A 25,381-nucleotide genomic window follows, 5' to 3' on the forward strand; every position below is an offset into this window, starting at 1 on the left:
AGAGACGACCATCGGTCAGAAGCAACCGTAAAAAACCATCTAGAGCGGATGGTTTATCTATATTTATTTGTTATTAATCAATTGGTTATCGTACTAATTTAATCCTTGGCGTTTCTTTGGCGGTTTGCACCCGTTTGATGAACTCATTTCGTTGGAGGCGGTCGGAGCAGTTGTCCAGGTGAAGGTTGCGATAGCGGCCTGCCATCAGAACCGCGGATCGCGGCGATCAAAACGAGTATTGAGAGCTAGTAATAGCCGAAGGAAGGAGCCTTGTATGCGCTTACAGTCCGTTGGGACCCTTGAATACGCCCACCCCAGTTTCGTCGATTACTTCCTTGCCAGCGTTCGCCTGATCCACGGGCTGACCGCTGTGTTGCCGGGCGTTCTGCTGCTGCTTTTTCTGCCGCTCGACCTGCCGGCGGGCGGTGGCACCTTCAGCACCTTCCTGATGTTCTTCGGCGTAATCAGTGTGGTCATCTTCCAATCGGTCGGCATCTACAGTGAGGAAGTGTTCAGCACCCTGCTCCGCTTCCGCACCATGCTGGTCGCCTGGGCCGCAGCGTTCAGCCTGCTGATCTTCATGCACCAAGGTTTGGGCATGTTCAGCTATCTAGAAGCCAAGCACCTGACGTTCTGGTTCGTCACCAGCATCATCCTGTTCGGCGCCGAGCGCCTGATGATGCTCGCACTGTTCCGCCGCCTGATGGCTAAGGGCGTCTATCTACAGAATGCTGTGATTCTCGGCGGTACCGACAACGGCGTGCGCGTTGCCGAATACCTTGCTCATCACCGTGACATCCGTACTGGCGTGCTCGGCTTCATTGATGACCGCCTGGAGCGCTTGCCCAAGACGCTCGCCGACCTGCCGCTTCTGGGCAATACGCGTGATCTGGAGCAGATGATCCGTGAGGAAAAGGTCACTCAGGTGCTGGTCGCCCTGCCCTGGTTCGCCGACAGCCGCATCGGTCAGGTGATCAACGAATTGCGCAAGCTGCCGGTCAACGTGCTGCTAGTGCCCGACATGGTCGCCTTCCGCCATGCCAACAAGCGCATTACCGAGGTTGGTGGCCTGCCCACACTGATCGCCTCCGACCTGCCGCTGCGTGGTTGGTCGCCAATGTTCAAGCGCATCGAGGACATCATCCTCTCCAGCTTGGCCCTGCTGGCCGCAGCACCCGTAATGCTGTTGCTGGCACTGGCGATTAAGCTGGACTCGCCCGGCCCGGTGCTGTTCAAGCAAAAGCGCTACGGCTACAACAATCGTCTGATCGAAGTGTTCAAGTTCCGCTCGATGTACCACGCCAAATCGGACGCCAACGCCGAACGCCAGACGACGCGTAACGACGACCGCATCACCCGCGTGGGCCGATTCATTCGAAAGACCAGCCTCGACGAACTGCCACAGCTGCTCAACGTTTTTCTGGGCAGCATGTCCATGGTCGGCCCTCGCCCGCACGCCACTGCGACCAAGGCCGCCGGCGTACTGTTTGAAGAGGCCGTCTCGGAATATTCCGCTCGCCATCGGGTCAAGCCAGGTATCACCGGCTGGGCGCAGATCAATGGCTATCGCGGCGAGACCGACACGCTCGAAAAGATCGAAAAACGCGTCGAGTTCGACCTCGATTACATCGAGCGTTGGTCGGTCTGGTTCGACATCTACATTCTCGCCCGGACCATTCCCGCCCTAGTGTTCAACAGGGACGTCTACTGACTGCGCGCGGCAGAACAGCCCATCACGGCAATCAGCCATATTTCATGCGCGAGCACAGCAGGAAGATTGAACTAATGAAGCGAGGCAATATCAGATTTGCGTTCTGTGATGCGTACGCCCAACCGCCCATGAATTCAGGGCTGCGAGGCTAAGCGACATGTTCCAGAACATCTTGATCATCTGTGTCGGCAACATCTGCAGAAGCCCAGCGGCCGAAGCGCTGCTGATACACAAACTGCAGGGAAGAAACCTGACGATCAGCTCGGCAGGCATAGGCGCATTAGTAGGCAACCCAATGGATAAGACCGCACATGAGGTGCTTCACGATCACGGACTGGAACACCTGTCCCACCGTGCTCGGCAGGTTGATAGTGAGATGTTGCACCAGGCGGACCTCATCCTCGCCATGGAGCAGAGCCACATCCAGCACATTCGCCAGATAGCCCCCGAAGTACATGGCAAAACCTTCCTGATGGGTAAATGGCTAGACGGTATGGAAATCCCGGATCCCTTTCGTCAATCCAAACCCGCATTCGAGCACGTTCACAGCCTTCTGACGCAGTCCGTCGAAAGCTGGCTTCCTTACCTGAAATAAGAAGAAGGAACTTCAATGACCACCATGCCCCGTCCTATCTACGAAACCAAAGAGGAGAAGGATATTGATCTGGCCCACCTCTTTGACACCTTGCTCAACAACCGGGCTCTCATCCTCACCATAACCGGCTTCTTCGCGGCGCTGGGTATCGCCTATGCGCTGCTTGCCACGCCGATCTATCTCGCCAGCGCGATGATCCAGATCCAACCGAAAGGTGGACTTCCCAGTCTTACCGATGTGGTGGGCGCCGCTCCGGCAGTCTCGCCCGCGCAGACCGAGATAGCGCTGCTCAAGTCACGCACCGTTGTCGGTGGCGCGGTCGAAGCACTGAACCTCGATATCATCATCGAGCCTCACCACTTCCCGGTGTTCGGTGGCTATATATTCCGCGGCTTCGAACCCACCGAGGAAGGTGAGCTTGGCTGGTACCCGGAAGGGTTCGAATCATACGCCTGGGGCGGCGAGTCGCTACGCGTCACTCGGCTGATCGTTCCGGACAACATGCATGGCGAAGAGCTGACGCTGGAAGCCGCAGAGAACAACGGTTTCATCCTGCGCGACACCGACGGTGAAGTGGTTGTACAAGGCGTAGTTGGCGAGCCCATGGAAACGCCGGAATACGGCATTACCGTAGCGGAGCTGAACGCACGACCGGGCACTACTTTCAGCGTGATCAAAAACCGCACTTATGCCACCACCGAGGACTATCAGAATCGTCTGTCGGCCGGTGAGCGCGGCAAGCAATCAGGCATCCTCAACGTGACGCTCGAGGACGCCGATCCGGAGAAAGCCGTTCGAGTACTGGAAGAAGTGGCCCAGCGCTACGTAGACCAGAACATCGCGCGCAACGCGGCCGAAGCAACACAGAGTCTGGAGTTCCTGAGCGAGCAAGTGCCGGAAGTTCGCAAGAAGCTCGACGCCGCTCAAACTGCGTTGAACAAGTTCCAGACCGGTAATCGCTCGGTGGACATCTCAGCGGAAACCCAGTCGGTGCTCGATCGCATCGTTGACCTCGAGAAGCAGATTTCCGAGCAGAACCTCAAGCGCACCGAGATGGAACGTCGCTTTACCCGTCAGCACCCTAACTTCCAGGCGCTGATTAACCAGACCAACCAACTCCAGGCGCAGAAGGCCGAACTTGAAAAGCAAATCGGCACCCTGCCCTCGACCCAGCAAGAACTGCTGCGTCTGAACCGCGATGTCGAGGTTTCGTCCGAAACCTATTCGATGCTGCTGAACAAAACGCAGGAGCTGGACATCATTCGTGCAGGTACCGTTGGCAACGTGCGCATCGTCGACCACGCCGCTGCTGACATCGATCAGCCGATCAAGCCGAACAAGCCATTGATCGTCATTGCCGCGATTCTGCTCGGCGGTATCCTCGCGATCGCCTTCGTCTATGTTCGCGAAGCGCTCAAGCGGGGCGTGGAAAACCCAGAAGAAATCGAGCGTGTCGGCATCCCGGTGTACGCGGCGATTCCCTTCAGCGAAAAGCAGGGACTGCTGGAAAAGCGTCTGGTCAACTTCAAGCGTGACAAGAGCAGCGCGTCTTATCTGCTGACGATCAACGACCCGGCTGATCTGGCCACCGAAGCCATGCGCAGCCTGCGCACCAGCCTGCACTTCGCCATGATCGAGGCCAAGAACAACATTCTGATGATTACCGGTCCTAGCCCGGGAGTCGGTAAGTCGTTCGTCACCAGTAACCTGTCGGCGGTGATTGCACAGTCCGGCAAGAAAGTGCTGTTGGTCGACGCGGATATGCGCAAGGGCTACTTGCACAAAGTCATGCGTTGCCAGGGTGAGAAAGGCCTTTCGGACATTTTGTCCGGCCGTGTCACGCTGTTCGATGCGATCCAGAAGACCCAACTCAACAACCTTCACGTGATCACTCATGGTCAGTTACCGCCGAACCCTTCCGAGCTGTTGATGCACGAGAACTTCTCTCGCTTCGTCAAGGAAATCAGCGGCATGTACGATCTGGTGATTTTCGATACGCCGCCGATTCTCGCCGTCACCGACGCTGCGCTGGTTGGTAGCCAGGCCGGCACGACTCTGATGGTGACCCGTTATGGCCTGAACGGAGTCAAGGAAATCGAATTTGCCAAGCGCCGCCTCGAACAGAACGGCTTGATGGTCAAAGGCGTGATCTTCAATGCCGTCATCCGCAAAGTGTCCAATTACAGCGATTACGGCTACTACCAGTACGAATACCAACACAGCAAATAAGCGATGAGCGCCCGATGCCCGATGAGTATATGCATCGGGCGCTCGAACAGCTCCGTCCAATCGCCTGCACGCATTCGAACCGTTGCTTACTTGGCAGCGTCCCTTCGTTGATCGTTACGCCGTGCGATCTAAGGACAGTCATTCGCTACATGCTCATTGGAGTTCAAAAATATGGAACGTCGCTCTCTCTCGTCTTTGCTCGGTGCGATACGTTTGATTGCTGGCCTATCCCTGGTCGGTTGCGTGTCCCTTGTCCAAGCTCAGCCCAGCACTGAACGCGCAGGTATCGACTTGGTCGGCATCAATATGTCCGGTGCCAATTTCGCACCGCATATAACACCGGGGAAGGTTGGCACAAACTACTTTTATCCCGAGAAGAAGTATTTCAAGTATTACGCAGACAAGAACATTCGCCTGATCCGCTTCCCCTTCATTTGGGAACGCGTACAACACGACCTGAATAAAGGCGTCAACTTTGATCAGATACGCTTACTGAAAAGAACGCTTGACTTTGCCGCGCAGCATGACCAGAAAATCATTCTGGATATGCACAACTACGCTCGATACAAGGGCAAGCTGATTGGCTCACCCGAAGTGCCATACGAAGCGTACGCCAACGTCTGGCGCAAGCTCGCGGAAGAGTTCAAGGATCACCCCGCCCTTTTGGGCTACGACATCATGAACGAGCCTCATTCGACCGATGGTTTGTGGCCTGCGGCGGCCCAGGCGGCAGTCAATGCAATTCGCCAGGTCGACATGAAAACCTTGATATTCGTTGAAGGCGACCGCTGGGCGAGCTCGTTCCATTGGCGCAAGGTCAACGAGGATTTTCTGATCGATGATCCGGCGAACAAGATCATTTACGAAGCCCACCTCTATTTAGACAAAGATTTCTCAGGACGCTACGCGAACGACGAAACCGTTGACCCCATGCTGGGCGTCGAGCGTGCCCGCCCCTTCGTAGAGTGGCTGAAAGAAAACAACCTGAAGGGCTTTCTGGGCGAATATGGCGTTCCTGGCCACTCCGATTCGATGCTCGTCGCCATGGACAATATGCTCGCCTATCTCAACGAGAACTGCATGCCAAGCGCTTATTGGGCAGGCGGACCGGGCTGGGGCAAATATGTTCTGGCAGTTGAGCCCATCGACGGCAAGGACCGACCTCAAATGGCGATCCTGCAGAAGAACATCGCTAACAACTGCACCGAATACGGGCCAACGCCGGCTGACAGGACGTGAGCTCCGTCATAAAAATTTGGCGAAACCTGAGATTTCTACGCAACACAACCGCTAGCACGGTTGTCAAACGCTTCGACCGAGCACAGCGGAGCTAATCCAAGGGAACTTGATGACCCTCTGCTTATCGAAAGCGTTTGGTAACCGATGCCATGCGGGTGTAATCCGCGTCATAAAGGCATCAACATCGCAATGTTAAAAGCTTGAGTTTGTTGCGGCGTAGTTATCTGGATAATGGAAACGCACCTAAGGACTCAGGTGATGACAAGCATCAGCTCAAAATTCTTTTATTTGCCACTGACTATCCTGGCGCTCGTTCTGCATTTTTCTGTATTCGGCGACAGTACGCATAACCCACTTGGCTTCAAATTTCTCAACGAAGCCTACCTGGCGGCTTGCTTGGGTGTAGCGTTTCTCTTGATTCTTGCCAGCACGGAAGATGCCTCCAGAGAATTCCGCATTCTCATGTACTACGCGTTTTACAGCGTTTTCGTATTTACCGTGCTGCCTGCAATATTTTCATTTTTTACCTTCGGCCAACCGATCGCCTACGGCCTGATCGAGGAACGCCGAATGTTGTTCACATTCGGGTTCGTGCCCCTGTTATTGCTTACCAAGCACATCAGCACTCTTCAGTTCGAGCGCGCGATCATCTTTGCCGCGCTCATTGCAGTATTTTTGTCCTGGTGCTTCAAATTCGGACTGGTGCCTGATTTACGCGAAGAGCAAACGTCTTGGGATCGCCCGGATCGCTCCTCGATCGGCCCCTTCTTGATTTGCTTTGCCTATTTCTACTGCATTCAAATTTGGGCGAAAGGAAAGTCACCAATCAACGGTGAACAACGCCAGAAAATTTTCTATTTGATCATCGCTGCGATCCTACTACTCACCTTGGTGTTCGCCACGCAAACTCGCCAACTTATCGTTCTGTGCCTGGCGTTTACCCTTTTTTCATTGAGGGTCAAAGCTGTCGCCTGGGCGGCCTCGCTCTGCGTTCTGCTATCGCCATTCTATTTCTATCCAGAATTACTCGAAATTCTCGGATTGAACATGGAGTTCTATGGAAGCAGCCTGGATGGCAACGTGGAAGACGGCGTGCGCCCTCACACGATCGCATCTGTGTTCAACCATCTGGAACTGGTCAGCTGGCTCCCAAGCGGTTCACTATCGCTCATGTGGCAGGACGGGTTCATTCCCTATTTCGGCGAGCATTTCTTTCTCTCCGACATTGGAATTATTGGCACACTGTTCCGCTTCGGTTTTCTTACCTTTCTGGTGGTTCCGCTGACGCTGTTCATTTATCAGCGTATCGCCCGGAACATCAACACGGAGATGGAATTCACCTATTCGGTAATGCTTGCGTTTTTCGTGATATGGCCGCTAAACGGTTTGTTCGAATATGTGCAGCCAGTTATTTGCATGCTTTTCGTTATTCACGCTCTGAGAGCACGCCATCTACGCAGCAAGGAACGAGTTCATGAACGTCGCACTTATTCTCAACTACAAAGCTGCTACTGAAACCATCAGCTGCGCTGAAAGCCTGCTCGCTCATTGCTCGACCATCGACCATATCGTCATTGTCGACAATGACTCGCAGGATGGCTCGGCGCTTGCTTTTCAGCAGTGGCTGGATGAAAAGGCTTACCCACAGGTGACGCTGCTCTGCAACCCTGAGAACAACGGGTACGCCGGCGGCAATAACTATGGCCTTCGCTGGGCGATGAAGAACCTGCAACCGACGCATTTCTGGGTCGTCAACAATGACACCTATGTCGAGAGCGATGCCTTCTCGCCTCTTCTCGAAGCACTGCAGCGCAACGACCGCCAATTCGTTGGTTCGCTAGTCTTGAGCGCCGACACCGGGCGTCTGGAATGTTATGGCGGCGGAAAACTGTATCCGATCCTCGGCAAGGCTCGCCTACTGGGCAAAAACCAGAGCATCGAGACACTGCAACAGCAGAATCTTCATCACGACCCGGATTACATAATGGGTTGCAGCCTGGCATTTTCAGCTCCGCTGACGGAAGAAATCGGGCTGATGGACGAAGATTACTTCATGTATTTCGAAGAAGTGGATTGGCAGTACCGCGCCAGGCGCTTTGGAGTGTCCATACAAGTCATCCCCGAAAGCCGTCTGTTTCATTACGGGTCACTCAGTCTAGGTAACCGTTCGGCGTTCTATCACTATTACCGCAACCGCGCTGCCACACGATTCAACAAGCGCTTCTATGGTTCGATGTTCGCGGTGGTTTCCGCGTTTCTTCTTTCGGCCGTTACGACGATCAAGGAATACAGGAACCCCACCCTCGCCTGGTCGGGTATCAAGGGCGCCTTCAAGGGAGTAGCAATGAGTGTCAAGTGATACTAATGCGTTCGGAATAGACTTCTATTCCGGCAATAAGAAAGCTTTATTGTCCTGCATCCGCGAGGGCATCAAGCAGCCCTATTCGTTTGTGGTAACGCCGAACGTTGACCACCTCGTTCAGTTGGAGCATGACGCAGAGCTACGGGATGCTTACGCCAAGGCACGCTGGAGGCTTTGTGATAGTCGCATTCTCCTATCGCTGCTCGACCGCCTGGGCGTACACCTCGACGAAGCCATTCCTGGCAGCGACCTGACGCTGGATCTGCTCAAGTGGGCAGACAAGGATCGCCTGCGCGTGGTTCTGATCGGCTCGCTGCAATCCGAAGCCGACAAACTTCGAGCGATTTATCCCGGCATCGAGCTTTATCACTACAACCCGCCGATGGGCTTCATCAAAAAACCGGAAGAAGTGCAGCGTTGCCTGCAGTTCGTGCGTGAAAACCCATCGGACCTGGTTCTCTATGCGGTCGGTACGCCTCGCGGCGAGGTCCTGGCCGCGGCGACTCAATCGCATGAGCGTTCAGGCATGGGCTTTTGTATTGGCGCCTCCATTTCGTTCGCCACAGGCACCATCAAGCGAGCTCCTAAATGGATGCGTGAGTACAAACTCGAATGGCTCCATCGCATGTGTTTGGAGCCTCGCCGGCTGGCCAAGCGCTATTTGATCGACGCGATGTATATCGTGCCTGCTTATTTACGTGAGAAAAATTCCAGACAAAAAGGCAGTCCTGCGAAACAGCAGTCTTGATTGAGCTTGGCGTTGGACTATTTCGGTCACGGTGACTGTTAAGGCAACCGGAAACAGGCCTATCTAATAACGCTTCGCTACTTTCCCAGCGCTATGCGACAGGCAGAGCGAAGCGAATGCACTTTAAACCTAACCTCATACAGGGAAGACAATGAAAGCGATTATCACCGGTATCACAGGGCAAGACGGCGCCTATCTGGCAGAGCTTCTGCTGGAAAAAGGCTATACCGTATACGGCACATTTCGCCGCACCAGCTCGGTGAACTTCTGGCGAATCGAAGAGTTGGGCATCGACAAGCACCCTAATCTGCATCTCGTCGAATACGACCTTACCGACCTGTCCTCCAGCATTCGGCTGCTGGAGAGCACTGGCGCAACCGAGGTCTACAACCTCGCCGCACAGAGCTTCGTCGGTGTGTCCTTCGAGCAGCCGTTGACGACACTGGACATCACCGGCGCAGGCGCAGTGAACCTGCTGGAAGCGATTCGTATCGTTAATCCGAAGATTCGTTATTACCAGGCGTCGACTTCCGAAATGTTCGGTAAGGTCCAGGCCATTCCCCAAGCGGAAACGACCCCGTTCTACCCCCGTAGTCCCTATGGTGTTGCCAAGCTTTATGCACATTGGATGACCATCAACTACCGGGAGTCGTACGGCATTTTTGGCTGCAGCGGCATCCTGTTCAATCATGAGTCGCCTCTACGGGGCCGTGAATTCGTGACGCGGAAAATCACCGACTCGGTGGCCAAAATCAAACTCGGCCAGCTGGATGTCCTCGAACTGGGCAACATCGACGCGAAACGTGATTGGGGCTATGCCAAAGAATATGTCGAGGGTATGTGGCGCATGCTGCAGGCCGACGAGCCAGACGTTTTCGTACTGGCAACCAACCGCACCGAAACCGTACGCGACTTCGTGACGCTGGCTTTCAAGGCAGTGGACGTCGAACTTCAGTGGGAAGGTGCCGGCGAGCAAGAACAGGCGATCGACATGGCGACCGGCAAAGTTGTCATGCGGGTGAATCCGAAGTTCTATCGTCCTGCGGAAGTGGACCTGCTGATCGGCGATCCTCAGAAGGCCAAGGATGTACTGGGTTGGGAGCCCAAAACTTCGCTGGAGCAACTGTGCCGCATGATGGTCGACGCTGACATGCGCCGCAATCAGCAAGGCTTTTCATTCTGAAGTGATTCGACCCGGTTGACGGGAAGCTATGTCGGAAGCCGTAAGCGGCAATACGAGAATGTTCGGTCCGGCAAACTGCACAGGGCAACCGAGCTGCCCTGTGCATTCACTTCCCAACCAGCCACCCGTCAATACAGGCGGCATATAAATCGATTGTGGTTCTTACCGAGCAACCACCCGCACAGCACAGTTCGACAGCAGTCGTGTGGTCACTCGATCAACCGTAATCGGGACGCAACATCCCACCTCTATACAGGGATAAAGCGCTCTGCAGAACTTGGAATTCATCCCGGAAAGATCATGCGCAAAGTGCTGATTACGGGCGTCACCGGTTTTACCGGCCGCTATATGGCAGAAGAGCTCGCAGCCCAGGGCTACGAGGTCCACGGCCTCAGCTATCGCCAACCCGTGGGCGAGCTGCCTACGGCTGTTTCAGCCATCCACTGCTGCTCGCTGAACGATGACGAGACGCTGCGAACCTTGCTGATGGAGATACGCCCGACCTATGTCGTGCATCTGGCAGCAGTCTCTTTCGTCGCGCATACCGATGCGGACGCAATCTACAACGCCAATCTGCTCGGCACTCGTCACTTACTCGAAGCGCTGCGCACCTCAGCAACGAATCTTGAAGGCGTACTCCTTGCCAGCAGTGCCAATGTCTACGGAAACGCTACCGAGGGTGTTCTGCCCGAATCCGCCCCCTTTGCTCCAGCCAATGATTACGCGGTGAGCAAGGCAGCGATGGAGTTCCTCGCCGGGCTCTATCGCGGTCGTTTGCCGTTGATTATCAGCCGGCCATTCAATTACACCGGAGTCGGCCAGGCTGAACAATTTCTCATCCCAAAAATAGTCGCGCACATACGTCGCCGAGCCGAGGTCATCGAACTGGGCAACCTGGATATCGCGCGCGATTTCTGTGATGTTCGCCAGGTCGTACAAGCCTATCGGCGACTGCTCGAAACGCCTGCCGCGATTGGCGAAACCGTCAATATCTGCTCAGGTTCTGCGTATACGCTTCAATATGTTCTGGAACAGGCGGCGGCCATCTCCGGTCACCTCTTGGACGTCAGAGTCAATCCAGCCTTCGTACGTAGTGCTGACGTGAAGAACCTGTTCGGCAGCAGAGCCAAACTGGACTCACTTATCGGCGATCTGCCCCAGCTTGAATTAAAAGACACGCTACGCTGGATGATCGAATACCCCACTGCTGATTAATACCTGCTGCAAAACACAGAGAAACACCTGCCAGCTACGCTAGTGCTCGACGCCTACTGAACGACGCAGGTGCGATTCATAACCGCCATTGGCACCGATATGCATACGCACAGAATCAGCAGCAGCTCTGTCCAATTGATGATGGGCCTGTTCTAGACAGGTTCCAATGCCGTGCGCTACGCCTCTCTTTTTGTCAGCGCTTCATTTATGCGCATTGTCTTGAACCCCGCGTAAACGGAGCGGTCTATGGCTACTGTGAGCGGCAAAGCGTCTGTTTTCTCGGCCTGATGATGCGCTAGCGGTTAAGCGGAACCTATCACTGGCTCATCCGAAAAGTCTCACTTTGGAGTCGAGGAATTACACCAAGAGCTTTGCGGTAACGACACCGAGAGAAGCTGTTATTGAATTCGTTGTTATGCATTTTTCGAGGAAATCACCGCCGACAAATGGCAGACGAATCAATTTTCGCTCGCTCCTTAAGCAAAAAGTGAATCCCGCAGTTTCACTTCGTAAAAACAACTATTCCGTCAAGGATGAAGAACCATGAAACCATTATTTGCTCTCGCTTTCTCTTCCGTGCTGGCGCTCCAAGGATGTGTGTTTTCGCCCGGCCAATACCTTGATCCAGATGAGTTCAAGGATGGCGCAAAATCGGAAGACGGTACGGTACAGCTCATTCGCATCACGCCTGACATTCTCAAGGGCGAACTGTCTTCCGACAGGGGCACGTCCAGCAAGCAAGAGCTGCTCGACTTCAAACCCGAGGCATATCGCATCGGCGCCAACGACCTTCTCTACATCACCGTATGGGATCACCCTGAACTGACCGCGCCGTCCGGCCCGCAGCAGCAGCTCGATGCCAACGGTCGCCTGGTTCGTCCGGATGGCACTCTCTTCTACCCTTACATTGGCAACGTCAATGCTGCGGGCCGCACCATCGAAGAACTGCGGTCCGAAATCGCACGCCGCCTCGCCAATTACATTGACAGCCCACAGGTCGACGTCAGCCTGCTGCGCTACGGCAGCCAGCGCATCGTGCTCTCGGGCGCATTCAACACCGCCGGTGAAGTTCCGGTCACCACCGCGCCGATGACCATCGTCCAGGCGATCGGCCAGGCGAGCGTCGACACCGAGAACGCAGATCTGTCCAGCCTGATGCTCAAGCGCGACGGCCGTGAGTACCTGCTGAACCTCGACGACCTGAACCGCCCGGATTCTTGGTTGCATCAGGTCTATCTGAAGGACGGCGACCAGCTGCACCTGCCTTACAACGATCAGAAGAAGATTTACGTGTTGGGTGAAGTTACTCAACCGCAGGCTCTCAGCTTCAAGACAACGAGCTACAACCTGATGGATGCCATCGGTACTGCTGGCGGTATCCGTCAGGAAACCGCAGACGGCGAAGCGGTATATGTCATCCGCGGCGCGGAAAACATCGCCACCGAGCAAGCCAAGGTCTTCCAGCTGAACGCCGAATCGCCAACCGCCTTTGCCTTGGCCAAGAGCTTCCCGCTCCAGCCACAGGACGTGGTATTCGTCGGTCCGGCCGGTATCACTCGTTGGAACCGCTTCATCACCCAGCTGCTGGGATCAGCATCGGTCGTTGGGACTGGCGCAGCGTTCAACCGTTAATGACGTGACAAACACCAGGCTGGCAACAGCCTGAGCACAAACCGCAGTCAGCCCGTTGGGCGGCTGCGGTTTTTTATTTCCCCCATTTTCAGTCTCCGCAGATCGACGTTCATTATTCGTAGCCTGAAGGGTTACAAATGCAACGTATTCGCATTAACATCCGCATCTCAATAATAAATGCAATTGGAGATGCTCATGTCACGCCGCCCTGCCCTGCGTCCTCTCTTCGTGGCGTTGCGCACCGCCGGTCTAGTCCTGCCGGTCGTCTCCCTCAGCCCCGTTGCTTTGGCTCAATCAATGGATAGCGCCCCGGCAACAGACGCATCGGCGTTCGAGCTGCCGGCGCAGGAGGTTGTCTCCAGCGAGACCGAACGCGCTGACGGACCGGTCGAGGGCTATGTTGCGACACGTTCGGCGACAGGTACCAAGACTGACACACCGCTGCTTCTGGTCCCGCAATCGATCAGCGTGATCACCGCCGATCGCATACAAGACCAAGGGGCGCAGACGCTGCAGGACGCATTGCGATACGTCTCTGGCGTACGCGGCGAAGCCTTTGGACTGGACGCTCGCGGCGACTCATCCAAAATTCGTGGCAGCACTCCGGTGCTCTATCTCGATGGTCTGCAACAGACCTTCGGCAGCTACACCAATACCCGCACAGACCCATTCACCCTCGAACGCATCGAAGTGCTGAAGGGCCCGTCGTCGATGCTGTACGGACAAAGCCCCGTTGGCGGCCTGATCAACATGGTGAGCAAACGGCCGCGCGACGAGCAGCGTACAGAACTACAGCTTCAATACGGCAGCTACGACCGCAAACAAATCGCGATCGACAGCACCGGCCCGCTGAACGAGGAAGGCACACTCCTGTATCGAGTCGTGGCGATCGCGCGTGATAGCGACTCGCAGGTCGATTACGTGGAAGACGATCGGCTGCTGCTGATGCCTTCGATTACCTGGCGCCCCACCGCCGACATCGAATGGACGTTGCTGGCGAACATACAGCGGGACGACAGCGGCTCCACCTCGCAGTTTCTCCCACACCGCGGCACCGTTCTCGATGCGCCTTACGGACACTACGACACCGATCTGTTCGTCAGCGAGCCGGGATTTGACGAATACGATACCGAACAGATGGCGCTCACATCACAGCTAAGCTGGCGACTGAACGAAACCTGGACGCTGCGACAGAACCTGCGCTACCAGGAAAGCGAAGTCAGCTACCAGCAGATCTATGGCTGGCCACCGGTGCTCAACGCCGATAACCGAACCCTTGATCGCATCTACCACGTAGCCAAACCAGAAGTTGACGTCTGGGTCGCCGATCACAATGCCCAGACCTTGTTCGACACCGGTCCGGTGCAGCACACGCTGTTGATTGGCGGCGACTACCAGCACGCCACCACCAACCGTAAACGAGCCGGCGGCGCGACCACAGCGCTGGATCTCTACGATCCGGTCTACGGCACCTTCGATCCCTCCGTTATCGATCTCACCGCCGACCCCGAGCAGACGGTCGCGCAACAAGGCCTTTATCTGCAGGATCAGCTCAAGTACGAACGCTGGATGCTGACGTTGGGGCTGCGCAAGGACTGGGTCGACAACCGCACCGAAGGCGGTACACGGCAGAAGGACGATGCCGTCACCGGACGGGTTGGACTCACCTATCTCTTCGAAAACGGAATCGCGCCGTACATCAGCTACAGCGAATCCTTCCAACCAATCGTTGGCCTGAACACCTCGACCGGCGAGCCCTACAAGCCGCTGGAAGGAGAACAGTGGGAGTTGGGGATCAAATATCAGCCAGTCGATAGCAACAGTCTGTACACCGCCGCGGTGTTCGATCTGCGCGAACAGAATCGGCAGATGCCCGATCCGAACGATCCATCGAATACGGTCCAGACAGGCGAAACGCGCACGCAGGGCCTCGAACTGGAGGCGATGGTAGCCGTCCGCCCTGACTGGGATTTGATTGCGACCTACACCCATCTCAACACCGAAGTACTCAAGGGAACACCGCGCGAGGAAGGCGCTCGCCTGGCAACGATCCCGGAAGACATGGCCTCGCTCTGGTCCCAGCATCGTTTCGAACTCTTTGGCGTTCCCGGCTTCAGCGCAGGCGCCGGTGTGCGCTACGTCGGGGCGAGCTGGGATGGCACCGACACGCTGAAAACGCCATCCACAACCCTGTTCGACGCCATGCTCGGCTACCGCTATCAGGACTGGGCGTTCACGGTCAACGCTACCAACCTGGAAGACGAAACCTACTACACCAGCTGCTTGTCGCGCGGTGACTGCTTCCTCGGCAGTCGCCGGACGGTGGTCGGCACCGTCAGCTACAGCTTCTGATGGACGGATATCGGAGTCAGCAAATGACTACACTCGCATCGTCCCGCCTTGCCAATCTGGCCGGGCGTATTTCCGCCGCGCTTTTTGGTGGCTATGCGTTAGCCTATGGTTTCACGGCATTTTTCTCTGTGTATCTGCCGTTACCGCGTCCTGACCGGGTCGTGACGGCCAGCCTGCTCTGCTTCGCCGTCTGGGTCGCAGCGGTCATCTACGCCTTCGCCGCTCGTAGCGCCCTCGCCGCCTGGTTGCTGATCGCCGTGCTGGCCGCTCTCTTGCTCCTCGGCGCGTACTTACCCGTCGAATGGAGGACCCGGCCATGACGCTTCGTCAATCCATGGCCGGGCTGCACACCTGGGGCGGGCTGCTGCCCAGTTGGTTGCTGTTCGTGATCATCTTCGCCGGCACGCTGACCTGTTTCGACAAGGAGCTTGAACGCTGGATGCGGCCAGCCCTGCATACGACTGCAGCAACCGCGATGACCGCTACTGACGTCGGCAACTGGGTGCAAGCAAACGTGCAGGCACCTCTGCATGCCTATTGGCTGCACGGCCCGACCGAACGCGAGCCATACTGGCGGCTGGGCTGGGAAGAAGATGAATCCGGGACCCGCGGTCGCGTCGCATTCGATCCTCGCACCGGGCGGCCCATGCCCGAAACAGTCGGTGGCGAGTTTTTCTTCACACTGCATTACAACCTGCACGCCGGAACGATCGGCATGTACATCGTTGGCCTGGCCGGCATGTTCATGCTGGTGGCGCTGGTGTCGGGCATCATCGTGCATCGCAGGATATTCAAGGACTTCTTCACCCTGCGTCCACAAGCGAACGGCCAACGCGCCTGGCTCGACGCGCATAACCTGTTCGGTGTCATCGGCCTGCCCTTCCATCTGATATTGGCGTACACCGGTGTGGCGGTGTTCGTTGCATCCTACATGCCCGCCGGGGCGATGGTGGCGTACGGAGGCGACCCTCTCGCCTTTTACGAAGAGGTGCAGGGCGGCTATCACCGCAACGAACTGAACCAGCCACCGGGTCAGTTCGCCCCGCTAGAGACGCTGCTGACCGACGCCCGCGAGCGTTGGAATGGCGCAGAGATCGGTTGGATCATCGTCGAGCATCCGTCCGATGCATCCGCCGTGGTCAGCGTGCGTCGCTTCGATCCATCGCGCATCGGCTCGCCACAGGACGCCCTGAGTTACGACGCATTCACCGGCGAGCTTCTTCATCAGCAGCAGGCTCCGGCCGGCTATCGCGCCTACATATGGCTGGTGGGACTGCACATGGCGCAATTCGGCGGGCATATCGTGCGGCTGCTATACGGCATGCTCGGGCTGGCCGGCTGCGCCATGCTGATTGCCGGCACTGGCGTATGGCTACGCAAGCGCGAGGGACGGCAGATTCGAGGCATCGAAATCGTGCGTGCGCTCAACGGCGCGGTGTTCTTTGGCATGCCTATCGCCTCGCTCGCATTGCTGTGGGCGAATCGTCTCCTACCCGACACATTGGCTGAGCGTGGCGCTGCCGAGGCCTGGTGCTTCTCCCTGGCCTGGCTGGCCGTCGCGGTGTTCGCCTACCTGAGTCGTCGGCAACCGCTCGGACTGTCTCGCCGGCTATCCGCCTTGCTGGCAATACTCGCGCTGGGCCTGCCGCTGCTTAACGGCCTGACGACACCGGAGGGGCATCTTCTGGCAAGCCTCGCGCGCGGGGAGCTGATGCTGGCGGGTATCGATGCAGTGTTGTTACTGGTCGGCAGCCTATGTGCCTGGTACTCGCTTAGCAGTCCACAAACGAAGAAATCGGCACGCGAGGAGACACGCCCGGCTACTCGGCAACAGGAGTTAGCTCCATGATCCTGCTCGCATTCGCACTGGCCTACCTGGCCATGCTGGCACTCTGCCTGGCAATGGCTCGACACCATCGAGCGGTGTACAACACCGCGCCGACACCCAGACGACAGCGCTGGCTGCGTGCCACAGCGTCCGGGCTGTTACTCGGCGCAGCTCTGCTGAATACCGCATCGTCAGGATTAGCGATTGGCTTGGTGATTGCGCTGACACAGCTGATGCTTGCCGGCCTGGTGGTCAGCCTGACGCTCGCATGGCGTCAGCGGTGGGCCGCGCCACTCGGCGCCCTGCTCGGTGTGATTGGAATGTTGTCAGCGATCAGCGGCGGCTAGCGGAATCCAACGAGACATGGGAGTGCCGGTTGAACCGATGCGACATAAAGCCTTCAGCCCGGGTACTAATCCTGGGCTGAAGGCATTTTGACCCCTTCGATCTATACCGGCAGATAAACGAACCGACAACAATCTCATTGCTTCGCCTGTGATGTACGGAGCCAATCCATCATGAACAGGAGAGATTCCAGTGACTCGTATGACTCCTCTCGCAGCAGCATTGCTGCTGGCGGCAAGCGGCAGCGTCATAGCCAGCGAACACATCGCCGAAATAAGCCAGACCGGCATCAACAATGTCGCGGAGCAGCAACAGAGCGGCGGGCTGCAACGCTCTTACATCACGCAAAACGGTACCGAGAACAGCGCACTAACCGAGCAGACCGGTATCAACGACCAAGAAAGCGAGGCGAGCATCGACCAGGTGGGCTCGCTGAATTCGGCCACTGTCTATCAGATCCATGGCGACCGGTCGGGCATGGCCAGCATCGAGATCCATCAAACAGGCGTCTCAAACAGCGCTCAGGTGGAGCAACGTGAATACCTCGGCGAGTTGTCATCGACCGCGACGGTTCACCAAGAGGGCACCGGCAATCGTCTCGACGCAACGCAGACTTGGGTGGGCAACCAGCTCGACGCGGTGTCGGTGGGGCAGGACAACGTCATCCATGTGGACCAATCAGGCTTTAGCACGGCGGACCTGCAACAGCGGGGAAGCGATAACCTGGTGCAACTACAACAAGTAAGCTTCGGCATTGGCGGTGGTTTTGCCGTGGTCGATCAGGACGGTACCGCCAACCAAGCAGACATCTATCAGGTTTCCGGTCGCTACCCTGCCGGAGACGTTTTCCTACAGCAAATCGGCGATGCCAACATTGCGGAGATCTCTTCCGGCGATGGTTACAGCGTCCTGGATTATCGCCAGCAAGGCGTTGGAAACGAGCTATATGCGTCCTTCGGCGGACAGGGCTCAAGCATTACTGGCTATTCGGAGGGCGACTATAACTTTGTCGATATTGCCCAAGTGGGCGACGACAACAGCATTGAGATTGCCCAACTTGGCTCTGACAACCGGATCGAAGCCTACCAAGGGTTCCATGCTCACGACGCGTTGATCAACCAGACGGGGCACGGGAACCAAGCGTCCCTTTGGCAGGATACGCTGACGTATACCACCAACTCCGCCAGCATTATCCAGAACGGAAATGGCAACATCGCCAACGTCACTCAGCGATAGGCACATCCCAACGGCGAGCCGATCCTGCCCGTGCGCCACGGACGCGCATGGGCAGGGCCTGAACAGAGCGAGATTTCTTGAAGCCTGCCAGGTCGCTCATTTACTCGGACACTTCCCGCGCCTAAGCCGCCCTTGCGCGCAGCTCTCCTGATAAACTTGCGCGCATTCCAAGCGGCTTATCTGGCCGCCTCATCAGCTTTTTGAGCTGAAATAGCCTCTGGTACATCACGTTCCTAGACGCTAAAAATTACCCAGTCATCAAGTACCTATTCAACACTCCGGAACCCGATGGAAAACCGTCCTGCCCCGATAACCACGCCCCGCTCGCCATCACGCCGCTTCTCCGTCGCGCCCATGATGGATTGGACCGATCACCATTGCCGGTACTTTCTGCGTCAACTTTCCCGACACGCCCTGCTCTACACCGAAATGGTTACGACCGGTGCGCTGATCAATGGCGATGCGGAGCGTTTCCTTCGTCATGACGAAGCGGAATATCCCCTTGCGTTGCAACTCGGCGGCAGCGTGCCGGCGGAGCTGGCAGCGTGCGCAAAGATGGCCGAAGCGGCGGGCTACGACGAGGTAAATCTCAACGTCGGCTGCCCCAGTGATCGCGTGCAGAACAACATGATCGGTGCCTGCCTGATGGGCCATCCGGCGCTGGTGGCCGATTGCATGAAAGCGATGCGGGACGCCGTCGGCATCGACGTGACAGTCAAACATCGAATCGGCATCAACGGGCGCGACAGCTACGCCGAGCTCTGCGACTTCGTCGGTCAGGTTCGCGAAGCGGGTTGCCGCAGTTTTACTGTGCACGCGCGCATTGCCATTCTCGAGGGGCTGTCGCCCAAAGAGAATCGCGAGGTTCCACCCTTGCGTTACGACATTGCCGCGCAGCTCAAAGACGATTTTCCGGACTTGGAAATCATCCTCAACGGCGGCATCAAGACGCTGGACGAATGCGAGGCGCATCTCCAACGCTTCGATGGTGTGATGCTTGGACGCGAGGCCTATCACAATCCGTATTTGCTCGCTCAGGTGGACGCCCGGCTGTTCGGCAGTCATGACCCGGTCATCAGCCGCGCCGAGGCACTAGCGCGGATGCGGCCTTATATCCAGCGGCACCTCGAAGTGGGCGGCTCGATGCATCACATCACGCGCCATGTTTTGGGGCTGGGTCTGGGCTTTCCAGGTGCGCGACGTTTCCGTCAGTTGTTATCGGTCGATATCCATAAGACGAAGGAGCCGTTGATCCTTCTCGATCAGGCGATCGGCCTGCTCGAAGGACGTTGATATAGTCTTGCGGAACACGCGGGACCATTTTCAATCCAAGTGCTGTCCGCCCGGACCATCCACTCGTCAAGTGGCTCGGTGGCCTCGGGTTCAGTCATGTCAACTCAGAGGATAGAGCGCCCCCATGACATCCAAGCTGGAACAACTCAAGCAGTTCACCACCGTCGTCGCCGACACCGGCGATCTCGATGCCATCGCCCGCTTGCAGCCGGTCGATGCCACCACTAATCCTTCGCTGTTGCTCAAGGCCGCCGCCCTGCCCCGTTACGCGGAACATCTGCAGGCCGCCATGTCCCGTTGTGGCGGTGACATCGGGCTAGGCTGCGATCTATTCGCCGTCGCGGTTGGCCAGGAAGTGCTCAAGCTGATCCCCGGGCGGATTTCCACTGAGGTCGATGCGCGGCTTTCGTTCGATACCCAGGCGATGGTGCAGCGCGGCGAACGCCTGATCGGCCTGTACGAACAAGCAGGTATCGCGCGGGACCGCGTGCTGGTCAAACTGGCCTCCACTTGGGAAGGCATCCGCGCCGCCGAGCAATTGGAAAAATCCGGCATCCAGACCAATCTGACGCTGCTGTTCTCCTTCACCCAAGCGGTCGCCTGCGCCGAAGCCGGCGTGTTCCTCATTTCGCCGTTCGTGGGCCGGATCTACGACTGGTACAAGAAACATGAAGGTCGTGATTACACAGGCAGCGAAGATCCAGGCGTGCTGTCGGTCAGCCGGATCTATGACTACTACAAGACCCACGGCTACGACACGGTGGTGATGGGAGCGAGCTTCCGCAATACGGGGCAGATCGAAGCCCTGGCGGGCTGTGACCGTCTGACGATAAGTCCCGAGCTGCTCAGCCAGCTGGCACAGGAAGAAGGTTCGCTAGAACGTAAGTTGTCGCCAGGCCGCGCATCTGAGCCGCGCGTCACACTGGATGAGAGCAGTTTCCGCTGGGGTTTGAACGAAGACCCGATGGCGACCGAAAAGCTGGCCGAAGGCATCCGCCAGTTCGCTCGTGATCAGGAGAAACTCGAGGCTCTGCTGGAAGCTAAGCGCTAGATCAGGAGCGCTCGAGTGCCGTCACGAGGTCACGAAAGGCCTCGCGATTGGAGTCATTGAGGCTCATCAAAATACGGTGGGCCTCGAGCACTTTGTTCTTCACCACGTCTTCCGACTGATCCTGGCTAGGCAGGTCGGCAAGCTGCTCTGGCGATGGCAGCGGCTGATCGACGATATTGAATACCTGATCGAAGCCCATCGACTGCAACAGACGCGTGATATCAGCGTGCGTCGTAACCAGCGTAGGCAACATGCCGATCTTCTGGCTGGACAGAATCGACAGCTTGGCCAGCAGCCCCAATGTCGTGCTGTCGATGCTGCGGCTTTCGGTGAGGTCGATGACGATCGCCGAGAAGTTCAGCGACGAGAAGATTTTTTCGATCGTAGCGTCCAATGCCGAGCAAAGCGTCAGTCGGATTTCGCCGACGAATTTGAGAACGAACGTGCCGTCCTGCTCGGCGAACTGGATCTTACCAGTGCTCATGCAAGGTTCCTGCTCAATACCAGCAACGCGATGTCATCGGGCATATCCTCGAGATCGGCAAGGCCGAGCACTCGCTGGAGACCATCCAGCCTACCCCCGGCTTCGGAAATCAGTCCGGGCAAACCTGCTTCCTTTTCTTTGAGCGTGTCACCAGGCAAAAGGTCCAGAATGCCATCGGAAAGCAGCGTGAGGCTGAATGCTTCGGGCAACTCGATTTCATAATTATCGTAGGTCGCTTCGACGAACAGGCCAACCGGCAAGCCCCGTCCCTCCAGATAGCTCGCAACGCCGCCGGTATAGAGCACCGGCATCGGCAGGTGCCCGCCGATGCTGTAGTGCAGCACGTTGCGCTCCTGATCGATCACGCCGCCCAGCATGGTGACATGCTTGCCGAGCTTGCAATTGATCAGCCCACGGTTGATGTGATCGAGCACTTCGGACGGTTTGAACGCGCGCGGCGCTCCCCTTCCCCGTCGAGACTCGTACAGCAGTCGCGTCGTCATGAATTTCAGCAGCGCCGTGACGAATGCCGAAGAGGCGCCATGGCCGGACACGTCGGCCAGATAGAAGCCGATGCGATGCTCGTCCACGCGGAAGTAATCGACGAAATCCCCGGACAGATAGAGGGAAGGGATGATCTGATGGGCGAAATGGAAGTCATCGATGCTGTAGGGCGTGACAGGCAGCATGTTCATCTGCACCTGACGCCCGGCATCCTGATCTTCCTGCAATAAATGCAGACTGGCTTGCAGGTCGCGGTTGGCGGTTTCCAACTGCTCACGGTAGCGCCGGTTCTCCATGCGCAACCGTGATCGATCAAGTGCTCGACGCACCGAGTGCTCGAGCATCGCCAAGTCTTCAAGGGGCTTGATCAGGTAATCGGCCGCACCCAGACGCAGGGCTTCAACGGCATCGCTCATCACGCCGGCGCCAGACACTACGATGACTGGCAGATCGGCCTGGCGTTCGCTGATCTGGCGGATCAGCTCCAGACCGTCCATCTGCGGCATGCGCAGATCGCAGATCACCAGATCCGGCTGTTCGACCTCGAACAGCTCCATGCCCACCGGCCCGCTAGGTGCCTGCAGGACGTTGAAACCGCTGTCATCCAGATAGGCGGCCAGGCTGGCTCGTACCACATCGTCGTCATCTATGATCAGCAGCGTCGCGCTTGGGTTGTGCATGTTCCTACCAGGCGGTATCGCCAGGATGATTGGCGAAAGCATCGGCCCCCGCGCGAACGCTGGGGCAAGGGATCTTTTCAAGGCGCAGACGGTACTCCCATACGATCCGCGTTTCAAGCCAGGCGCCGCCGCCCCGCCTGTGCTTTACAGCCTTAATTAACGGGCGTTATAAGAACTGACGCAACCAAAACTCAGAGGACGAAAAATGAGCCAGAGTGATCGGGACTACAGCGAAAAACGCGACTTCATCCGCATGCAAATAGAGACGGCGATCACCCTTATCCATAACGGCCAGCGCTACGACGCGATCTGCATGGACCTTTCGAGCACAGGTATGCAGGTGCTGGCCGCGACGAGCCTGCAAATGGGCGACAAGGTACGGGTGAATATCCCCTCGGAGCACGATCAGCTGGAGGGACTGGAGGCGGACACCGAAGTAGTACGAGTTGGCACGCATGAAGATGGACGGCAGAGCCTTGGCTTGGCCATCCTGTCGATGAGCTAAAAGGCACTCGGCGCTGAACAGCGCCGGGGGTCTGCGAACGCCACGTCATCCCCGTGGCGTCGCCGACAGCCATCAGAAGTCGTCTTCGACCTGCCCGTCCTGTGTGCGGAACTCGCGGTTCTGCAGATAGGCATTGCGAACGAAGATGTACTTATCACCGGTGATCATCTTCTCGGCCGAGAGCAGACCGGCGCGCAGGTCGACCACATTCACCGCTCGCGTCACGTTGCGGGTCGGTACATGGTCCATGTGGGGATAAGGCTGCAGGAAGGCATCAGGCACACGCCCTGCCGCGTCGCGCACGGTGCTCGGCCCGAGCAGCGGCAATACGACATAAGGTCCACTGCCAAGTCCCCAGGCACCCAGAGTCTGGCCGAAATCTTCGTCGTTCTTCTGCAGGCCCATGCGGGTCGCCACATCGAAGAAGCCCAGCACGCCAAAGGTGGTATTGAACAGGATGCGGCTCGTGTCGATGCCGGCATCGTGAACCTTGCCCTGCAGCAGATCGTTAGTCAGCACCACGACATCGCCCAGGTTGCTGAACACGTTACCTATGCCGTCTTCGAGGAAATTAGGCGTGACTTTCTGGTAACCCTGCGCGAGCGGTTTGAGCGTGTAGGTATCGAGCTTGTCGTTGAAGTTGAACACCACCCTGTTCACGCCTTCCCAGGGATCCTCCTCGGCGGCCTGCAACGAAGACGCGCCAAATATCGTCAGCGCTGCGACGAGCGTGACCCTGACATATCCGATCCAATCCTTGCCGATCATTTGCATCGCGGCCTTCCCCTTATCCCGAATGGTGGCGTGCCCAACAAAGCGCAACAGTATAAATCCATTCTGGAGATTGCGGCAGCGAACAGACATGCGGCTGCGAGCGAACTTCGCTGCACGACTCGCCCTCCAAGGAGGACAAGCCCGGGCCGCTGGCTTACTCCATCTTCACCGAGCTGGCGAATTCGTAGTCTGAAATAAGAGGGAAGCAATATGCCGGAACATGATCTGCAGTCGCAGCTAGCAGAGTTGCGTAGTCAGCTGGCCCAGGACACGCCGCTGACCGAAGAGGAGCGCGCATCGCTACAGGCCATTGCACAGGACATCGAGCTTCGCCTGGCGAACCAGGGCGTAGTCGATCAGCACGATTCGCTGGTCGATGGCGTCAACCTCGCGGTAGAACGTTTCGAGGTCAGCCATCCCAATACCGCCATGACGCTGCGCAACATCATGCAGACGCTGGCGAACATGGGCATATGAAGAGCGAAAGCCGATAAAGCGGCTGGAGGCTGGACGAAAACGCCTCCGGCCCGCCGGCTGCACTCACTGTCTGACGAGACGCCCGTTGTTTACGGTGACGGCCTCGGTACTGCGATACGGATTGATGTCCAGCCCGCCGCGACGCACGTAACGCGCGTATACCGTCAGCCACTCCGGCTTCAGCAACCGCTGCAAATCGAGGAAGATGCGCTCCACGCACTGTTCGTGGAAGTCGGCGTGCTGACGGAAGCTCACCAGATAAGTCAGTAGACTGCCGTGATTCAGCGCAGCACCACGGTACTCGACCACCACCGTGCCCCAATCCGGCTGGCCGGTAACGGGGCAGTTGGATTTGAGCAAATGGCTATAGACGCATTCTTCGACCTGACGACTCGGGTCACAATTCAGCAGATCCGCGCGCGGGGAATCGTAGTGCTCGATGGCCACGTCCAGCTCATCGATGCAGCGTCCCGCCAGTGGTGCAATGCCTTCCCCGGTAACTTCGTCCAGCGTTCGTAGGCGAACACCGACCGGCTTGCCCGCTGCGGCCGACAAATCTTTGACCATGACCTCAACCAGCTCTTCGCGGCTTTCGAACACCGACTGGTTCAGCGAATTCAGATAGAGCTTGAACGACTTGGATTCGATGATGTTCGGCGAATCCGCCGGGATGCTGAACTCGCCGATGGCCACCACCGGCTTGCCGGACGGCAGCAGCCAGGACAGCTCGTAGCAGTTCCAGATGTCCACGCCTCGATAAGGAAGAGTGTCGACCGTCAGCCCCAGCTCGGCCCACTTCGGCGCGCGCGGGATCGGAAACAGTTGCTCGGGACTGTAGGTCGCGACATAGGCGCTGGTTTTACCCAGCGGTGAGAGTTCGGCGGGGTGTTGCATGGCGGGAACCTGTACGAAAAATGACCGCAAGTGTATCGGTTCCC

The 25,381-nt window shown here is 57.3% G+C and carries 23 protein-coding genes; 19 read left to right on the forward strand and 4 right to left on the reverse strand.

The genetic code is table 11. The annotated features are described in order from the left end of the window. The first annotated feature begins 274 nt into the window (after positions 1-274). The 17 genes from GYM54_RS05380 (at position 275) to tal (ending at position 21,019) form a co-directional block, all read left to right on the forward strand. Complete coding sequence (locus tag GYM54_RS05380) at positions 275-1,711, forward strand: undecaprenyl-phosphate glucose phosphotransferase (protein WP_131650440.1); 1,437 nt, start codon at positions 275-277, stop codon at positions 1,709-1,711. Positions 1,712-1,868: 157 nt separating this feature from the next. After that, entirely contained in the window at positions 1,869-2,306 is a 438-nt protein-coding gene (locus tag GYM54_RS05385; RefSeq protein ID WP_131650439.1) for a low molecular weight protein-tyrosine-phosphatase, read from the forward strand. A gap of 15 nt (positions 2,307-2,321) precedes the next feature. Further along, positions 2,322-4,535 (forward strand): polysaccharide biosynthesis tyrosine autokinase, encoded by a 2,214-nt coding sequence (locus tag GYM54_RS05390; protein WP_131650438.1) that lies wholly within the window; start codon positions 2,322-2,324, stop codon positions 4,533-4,535. A 171-nt stretch (positions 4,536-4,706) separates the two neighbouring features. Then, positions 4,707-5,774, forward strand: a complete 1,068-nt coding sequence (locus GYM54_RS05395) for a glycoside hydrolase family 5 protein (RefSeq protein ID WP_197445727.1) — start codon at positions 4,707-4,709, stop codon at positions 5,772-5,774. Positions 5,775-6,032: 258 nt separating this feature from the next. After that, positions 6,033-7,289, forward strand: a complete 1,257-nt coding sequence (locus GYM54_RS05400; RefSeq protein WP_197445726.1) for a hypothetical protein — start codon at positions 6,033-6,035, stop codon at positions 7,287-7,289. Then, positions 7,249-8,133: a glycosyltransferase family 2 protein gene (locus GYM54_RS05405; protein ID WP_197445725.1), complete on the forward strand. Its 885-nt coding sequence runs from the start codon at positions 7,249-7,251 to the stop codon at positions 8,131-8,133. Before GYM54_RS05400 ends, GYM54_RS05405 begins: the two co-directional genes overlap by 41 nt. Then, positions 8,123-8,884 (forward strand): WecB/TagA/CpsF family glycosyltransferase, encoded by a 762-nt coding sequence (locus GYM54_RS05410; protein ID WP_131650434.1) that lies wholly within the window; start codon positions 8,123-8,125, stop codon positions 8,882-8,884. Before GYM54_RS05405 ends, GYM54_RS05410 begins: the two co-directional genes overlap by 11 nt. A gap of 151 nt (positions 8,885-9,035) precedes the next feature. After that, positions 9,036-10,067, forward strand: a complete 1,032-nt coding sequence (gmd, locus tag GYM54_RS05415) for a GDP-mannose 4,6-dehydratase (protein ID WP_131650433.1) — start codon at positions 9,036-9,038, stop codon at positions 10,065-10,067. Between the two features lie 300 nt (positions 10,068-10,367). Beyond that, positions 10,368-11,282 (forward strand): GDP-mannose 4,6-dehydratase, encoded by a 915-nt coding sequence (locus tag GYM54_RS05420; protein WP_131650432.1) that lies wholly within the window; start codon positions 10,368-10,370, stop codon positions 11,280-11,282. Between the two features lie 543 nt (positions 11,283-11,825). Then, entirely contained in the window at positions 11,826-12,914 is a 1,089-nt protein-coding gene (locus GYM54_RS05425; RefSeq protein ID WP_181101359.1) for a polysaccharide biosynthesis/export family protein, read from the forward strand. A gap of 195 nt (positions 12,915-13,109) precedes the next feature. Next, positions 13,110-15,266 carry a TonB-dependent siderophore receptor gene (locus GYM54_RS05430; RefSeq protein ID WP_231752234.1) on the forward strand — a complete coding sequence of 719 codons (2,157 nt, stop codon included), beginning with the start codon at positions 13,110-13,112 and terminating at the stop codon, positions 15,264-15,266. 23 nt (positions 15,267-15,289) lie between these two features. After that, on the forward strand, positions 15,290-15,586 hold the full coding sequence (locus GYM54_RS05435) for a DUF3649 domain-containing protein (RefSeq protein WP_131650430.1): 297 nt from the start codon (positions 15,290-15,292) through the stop codon (positions 15,584-15,586). Next, positions 15,583-17,115 (forward strand): PepSY domain-containing protein, encoded by a 1,533-nt coding sequence (locus tag GYM54_RS05440; RefSeq protein ID WP_197445724.1) that lies wholly within the window; start codon positions 15,583-15,585, stop codon positions 17,113-17,115. Before GYM54_RS05435 ends, GYM54_RS05440 begins: the two co-directional genes overlap by 4 nt. Next, positions 17,112-17,441: a DUF3325 domain-containing protein gene (locus tag GYM54_RS05445; protein WP_131650428.1), complete on the forward strand. Its 330-nt coding sequence runs from the start codon at positions 17,112-17,114 to the stop codon at positions 17,439-17,441. Before GYM54_RS05440 ends, GYM54_RS05445 begins: the two co-directional genes overlap by 4 nt. 190 nt (positions 17,442-17,631) lie before the next feature. Then, complete coding sequence (locus GYM54_RS05450) at positions 17,632-18,675, forward strand: hypothetical protein (protein ID WP_181101355.1); 1,044 nt, start codon at positions 17,632-17,634, stop codon at positions 18,673-18,675. 288 nt (positions 18,676-18,963) lie between these two features. Further along, positions 18,964-19,968 (forward strand): tRNA dihydrouridine(20/20a) synthase DusA, encoded by a 1,005-nt coding sequence (gene dusA / locus GYM54_RS05455; RefSeq protein ID WP_181101353.1) that lies wholly within the window; start codon positions 18,964-18,966, stop codon positions 19,966-19,968. Between the two features lie 124 nt (positions 19,969-20,092). Beyond that, the gene (tal, locus tag GYM54_RS05460; RefSeq protein WP_181101350.1) at positions 20,093-21,019 is read left to right on the forward strand and encodes a transaldolase; all 927 of its coding nucleotides are present in this window, start codon (positions 20,093-20,095) and stop codon (positions 21,017-21,019) included. A 1-nt stretch (position 21,020) separates the two neighbouring features. Here tal and rssC read toward each other — a convergent pair whose 3' ends face one another. Continuing rightward, positions 21,021-21,503, reverse strand: coding sequence for an anti-sigma factor antagonist RssC (gene rssC / locus GYM54_RS05465; RefSeq protein WP_131650424.1), 483 nt, complete (start codon positions 21,501-21,503; stop codon positions 21,021-21,023). Further along, positions 21,500-22,687 (reverse strand): two-component system response regulator RssB, encoded by a 1,188-nt coding sequence (gene rssB, locus GYM54_RS05470; RefSeq protein ID WP_181101348.1) that lies wholly within the window; start codon positions 22,685-22,687, stop codon positions 21,500-21,502. The genes rssC and rssB overlap by 4 nt, the downstream gene beginning before the upstream one ends. 205 nt (positions 22,688-22,892) lie before the next feature. On the opposite strand from rssB, the gene GYM54_RS05475 reads away from it, so the two are divergent. Then, positions 22,893-23,192 carry a PilZ domain-containing protein gene (locus GYM54_RS05475; protein ID WP_131650422.1) on the forward strand — a complete coding sequence of 100 codons (300 nt, stop codon included), beginning with the start codon at positions 22,893-22,895 and terminating at the stop codon, positions 23,190-23,192. Between the two features lie 72 nt (positions 23,193-23,264). Here the strand turns inward: GYM54_RS05475 and GYM54_RS05480 are convergent, their stop codons facing one another. Beyond that, positions 23,265-23,966 carry a VacJ family lipoprotein gene (locus tag GYM54_RS05480; protein WP_181101346.1) on the reverse strand — a complete coding sequence of 234 codons (702 nt, stop codon included), beginning with the start codon at positions 23,964-23,966 and terminating at the stop codon, positions 23,265-23,267. A 210-nt stretch (positions 23,967-24,176) separates the two neighbouring features. Between GYM54_RS05480 and GYM54_RS05485 the strand changes: the two genes are divergently transcribed. Next, positions 24,177-24,443: a DUF4404 family protein gene (locus GYM54_RS05485; protein WP_131650420.1), complete on the forward strand. Its 267-nt coding sequence runs from the start codon at positions 24,177-24,179 to the stop codon at positions 24,441-24,443. A 63-nt stretch (positions 24,444-24,506) separates the two neighbouring features. On the opposite strand, the gene queF is transcribed toward GYM54_RS05485, so the two are convergent. Beyond that, entirely contained in the window at positions 24,507-25,337 is an 831-nt protein-coding gene (gene queF / locus GYM54_RS05490; RefSeq protein ID WP_197445723.1) for an NADPH-dependent 7-cyano-7-deazaguanine reductase QueF, read from the reverse strand. Positions 25,338-25,381: the final 44 nt, after the last annotated feature.

This window comes from Pseudomonas sp. MTM4 (assembly GCF_019355055.1).
In the GTDB taxonomy this organism is placed as follows: domain Bacteria; phylum Pseudomonadota; class Gammaproteobacteria; order Pseudomonadales; family Pseudomonadaceae; genus Stutzerimonas.

Bases quoted from the DNA above. Each gene is read 5' to 3' on its own strand.
- GYM54_RS05380 (WP_131650440.1), top strand. From the start codon at position 275: ATGCGCTTACAGTCCGTTGGGACCCTTGAATACGCCCACCCCAGTTTC.
- GYM54_RS05385 (WP_131650439.1), top strand. From the start codon at position 1,869: ATGTTCCAGAACATCTTGATCATCTGTGTCGGCAACATCTGCAGAAGC.
- GYM54_RS05390 (WP_131650438.1), top strand. From the start codon at position 2,322: ATGACCACCATGCCCCGTCCTATCTACGAAACCAAAGAGGAGAAGGAT.
- GYM54_RS05395 (WP_197445727.1), top strand. From the start codon at position 4,707: ATGGAACGTCGCTCTCTCTCGTCTTTGCTCGGTGCGATACGTTTGATT.
- GYM54_RS05400 (WP_197445726.1), top strand. From the start codon at position 6,033: ATGACAAGCATCAGCTCAAAATTCTTTTATTTGCCACTGACTATCCTG.
- GYM54_RS05405 (WP_197445725.1), top strand. From the start codon at position 7,249: ATGAACGTCGCACTTATTCTCAACTACAAAGCTGCTACTGAAACCATC.
- gmd (WP_131650433.1), top strand. From the start codon at position 9,036: ATGAAAGCGATTATCACCGGTATCACAGGGCAAGACGGCGCCTATCTG.
- GYM54_RS05420 (WP_131650432.1), top strand. From the start codon at position 10,368: ATGCGCAAAGTGCTGATTACGGGCGTCACCGGTTTTACCGGCCGCTAT.
- GYM54_RS05425 (WP_181101359.1), top strand. From the start codon at position 11,826: ATGAAACCATTATTTGCTCTCGCTTTCTCTTCCGTGCTGGCGCTCCAA.
- GYM54_RS05430 (WP_231752234.1), top strand. From the start codon at position 13,110: ATGTCACGCCGCCCTGCCCTGCGTCCTCTCTTCGTGGCGTTGCGCACC.
- GYM54_RS05435 (WP_131650430.1), top strand. From the start codon at position 15,290: ATGACTACACTCGCATCGTCCCGCCTTGCCAATCTGGCCGGGCGTATT.
- GYM54_RS05440 (WP_197445724.1), top strand. From the start codon at position 15,583: ATGACGCTTCGTCAATCCATGGCCGGGCTGCACACCTGGGGCGGGCTG.
- GYM54_RS05445 (WP_131650428.1), top strand. From the start codon at position 17,112: ATGATCCTGCTCGCATTCGCACTGGCCTACCTGGCCATGCTGGCACTC.
- dusA (WP_181101353.1), top strand. From the start codon at position 18,964: ATGGAAAACCGTCCTGCCCCGATAACCACGCCCCGCTCGCCATCACGC.
- tal (WP_181101350.1), top strand. From the start codon at position 20,093: ATGACATCCAAGCTGGAACAACTCAAGCAGTTCACCACCGTCGTCGCC.
- rssC (WP_131650424.1), bottom strand. From the start codon at position 21,503: ATGAGCACTGGTAAGATCCAGTTCGCCGAGCAGGACGGCACGTTCGTT.
- rssB (WP_181101348.1), bottom strand. From the start codon at position 22,687: ATGCACAACCCAAGCGCGACGCTGCTGATCATAGATGACGACGATGTG.
- GYM54_RS05475 (WP_131650422.1), top strand. From the start codon at position 22,893: ATGAGCCAGAGTGATCGGGACTACAGCGAAAAACGCGACTTCATCCGC.
- GYM54_RS05480 (WP_181101346.1), bottom strand. From the start codon at position 23,966: ATGCAAATGATCGGCAAGGATTGGATCGGATATGTCAGGGTCACGCTC.
- GYM54_RS05485 (WP_131650420.1), top strand. From the start codon at position 24,177: ATGCCGGAACATGATCTGCAGTCGCAGCTAGCAGAGTTGCGTAGTCAG.
- queF (WP_197445723.1), bottom strand. From the start codon at position 25,337: ATGCAACACCCCGCCGAACTCTCACCGCTGGGTAAAACCAGCGCCTAT.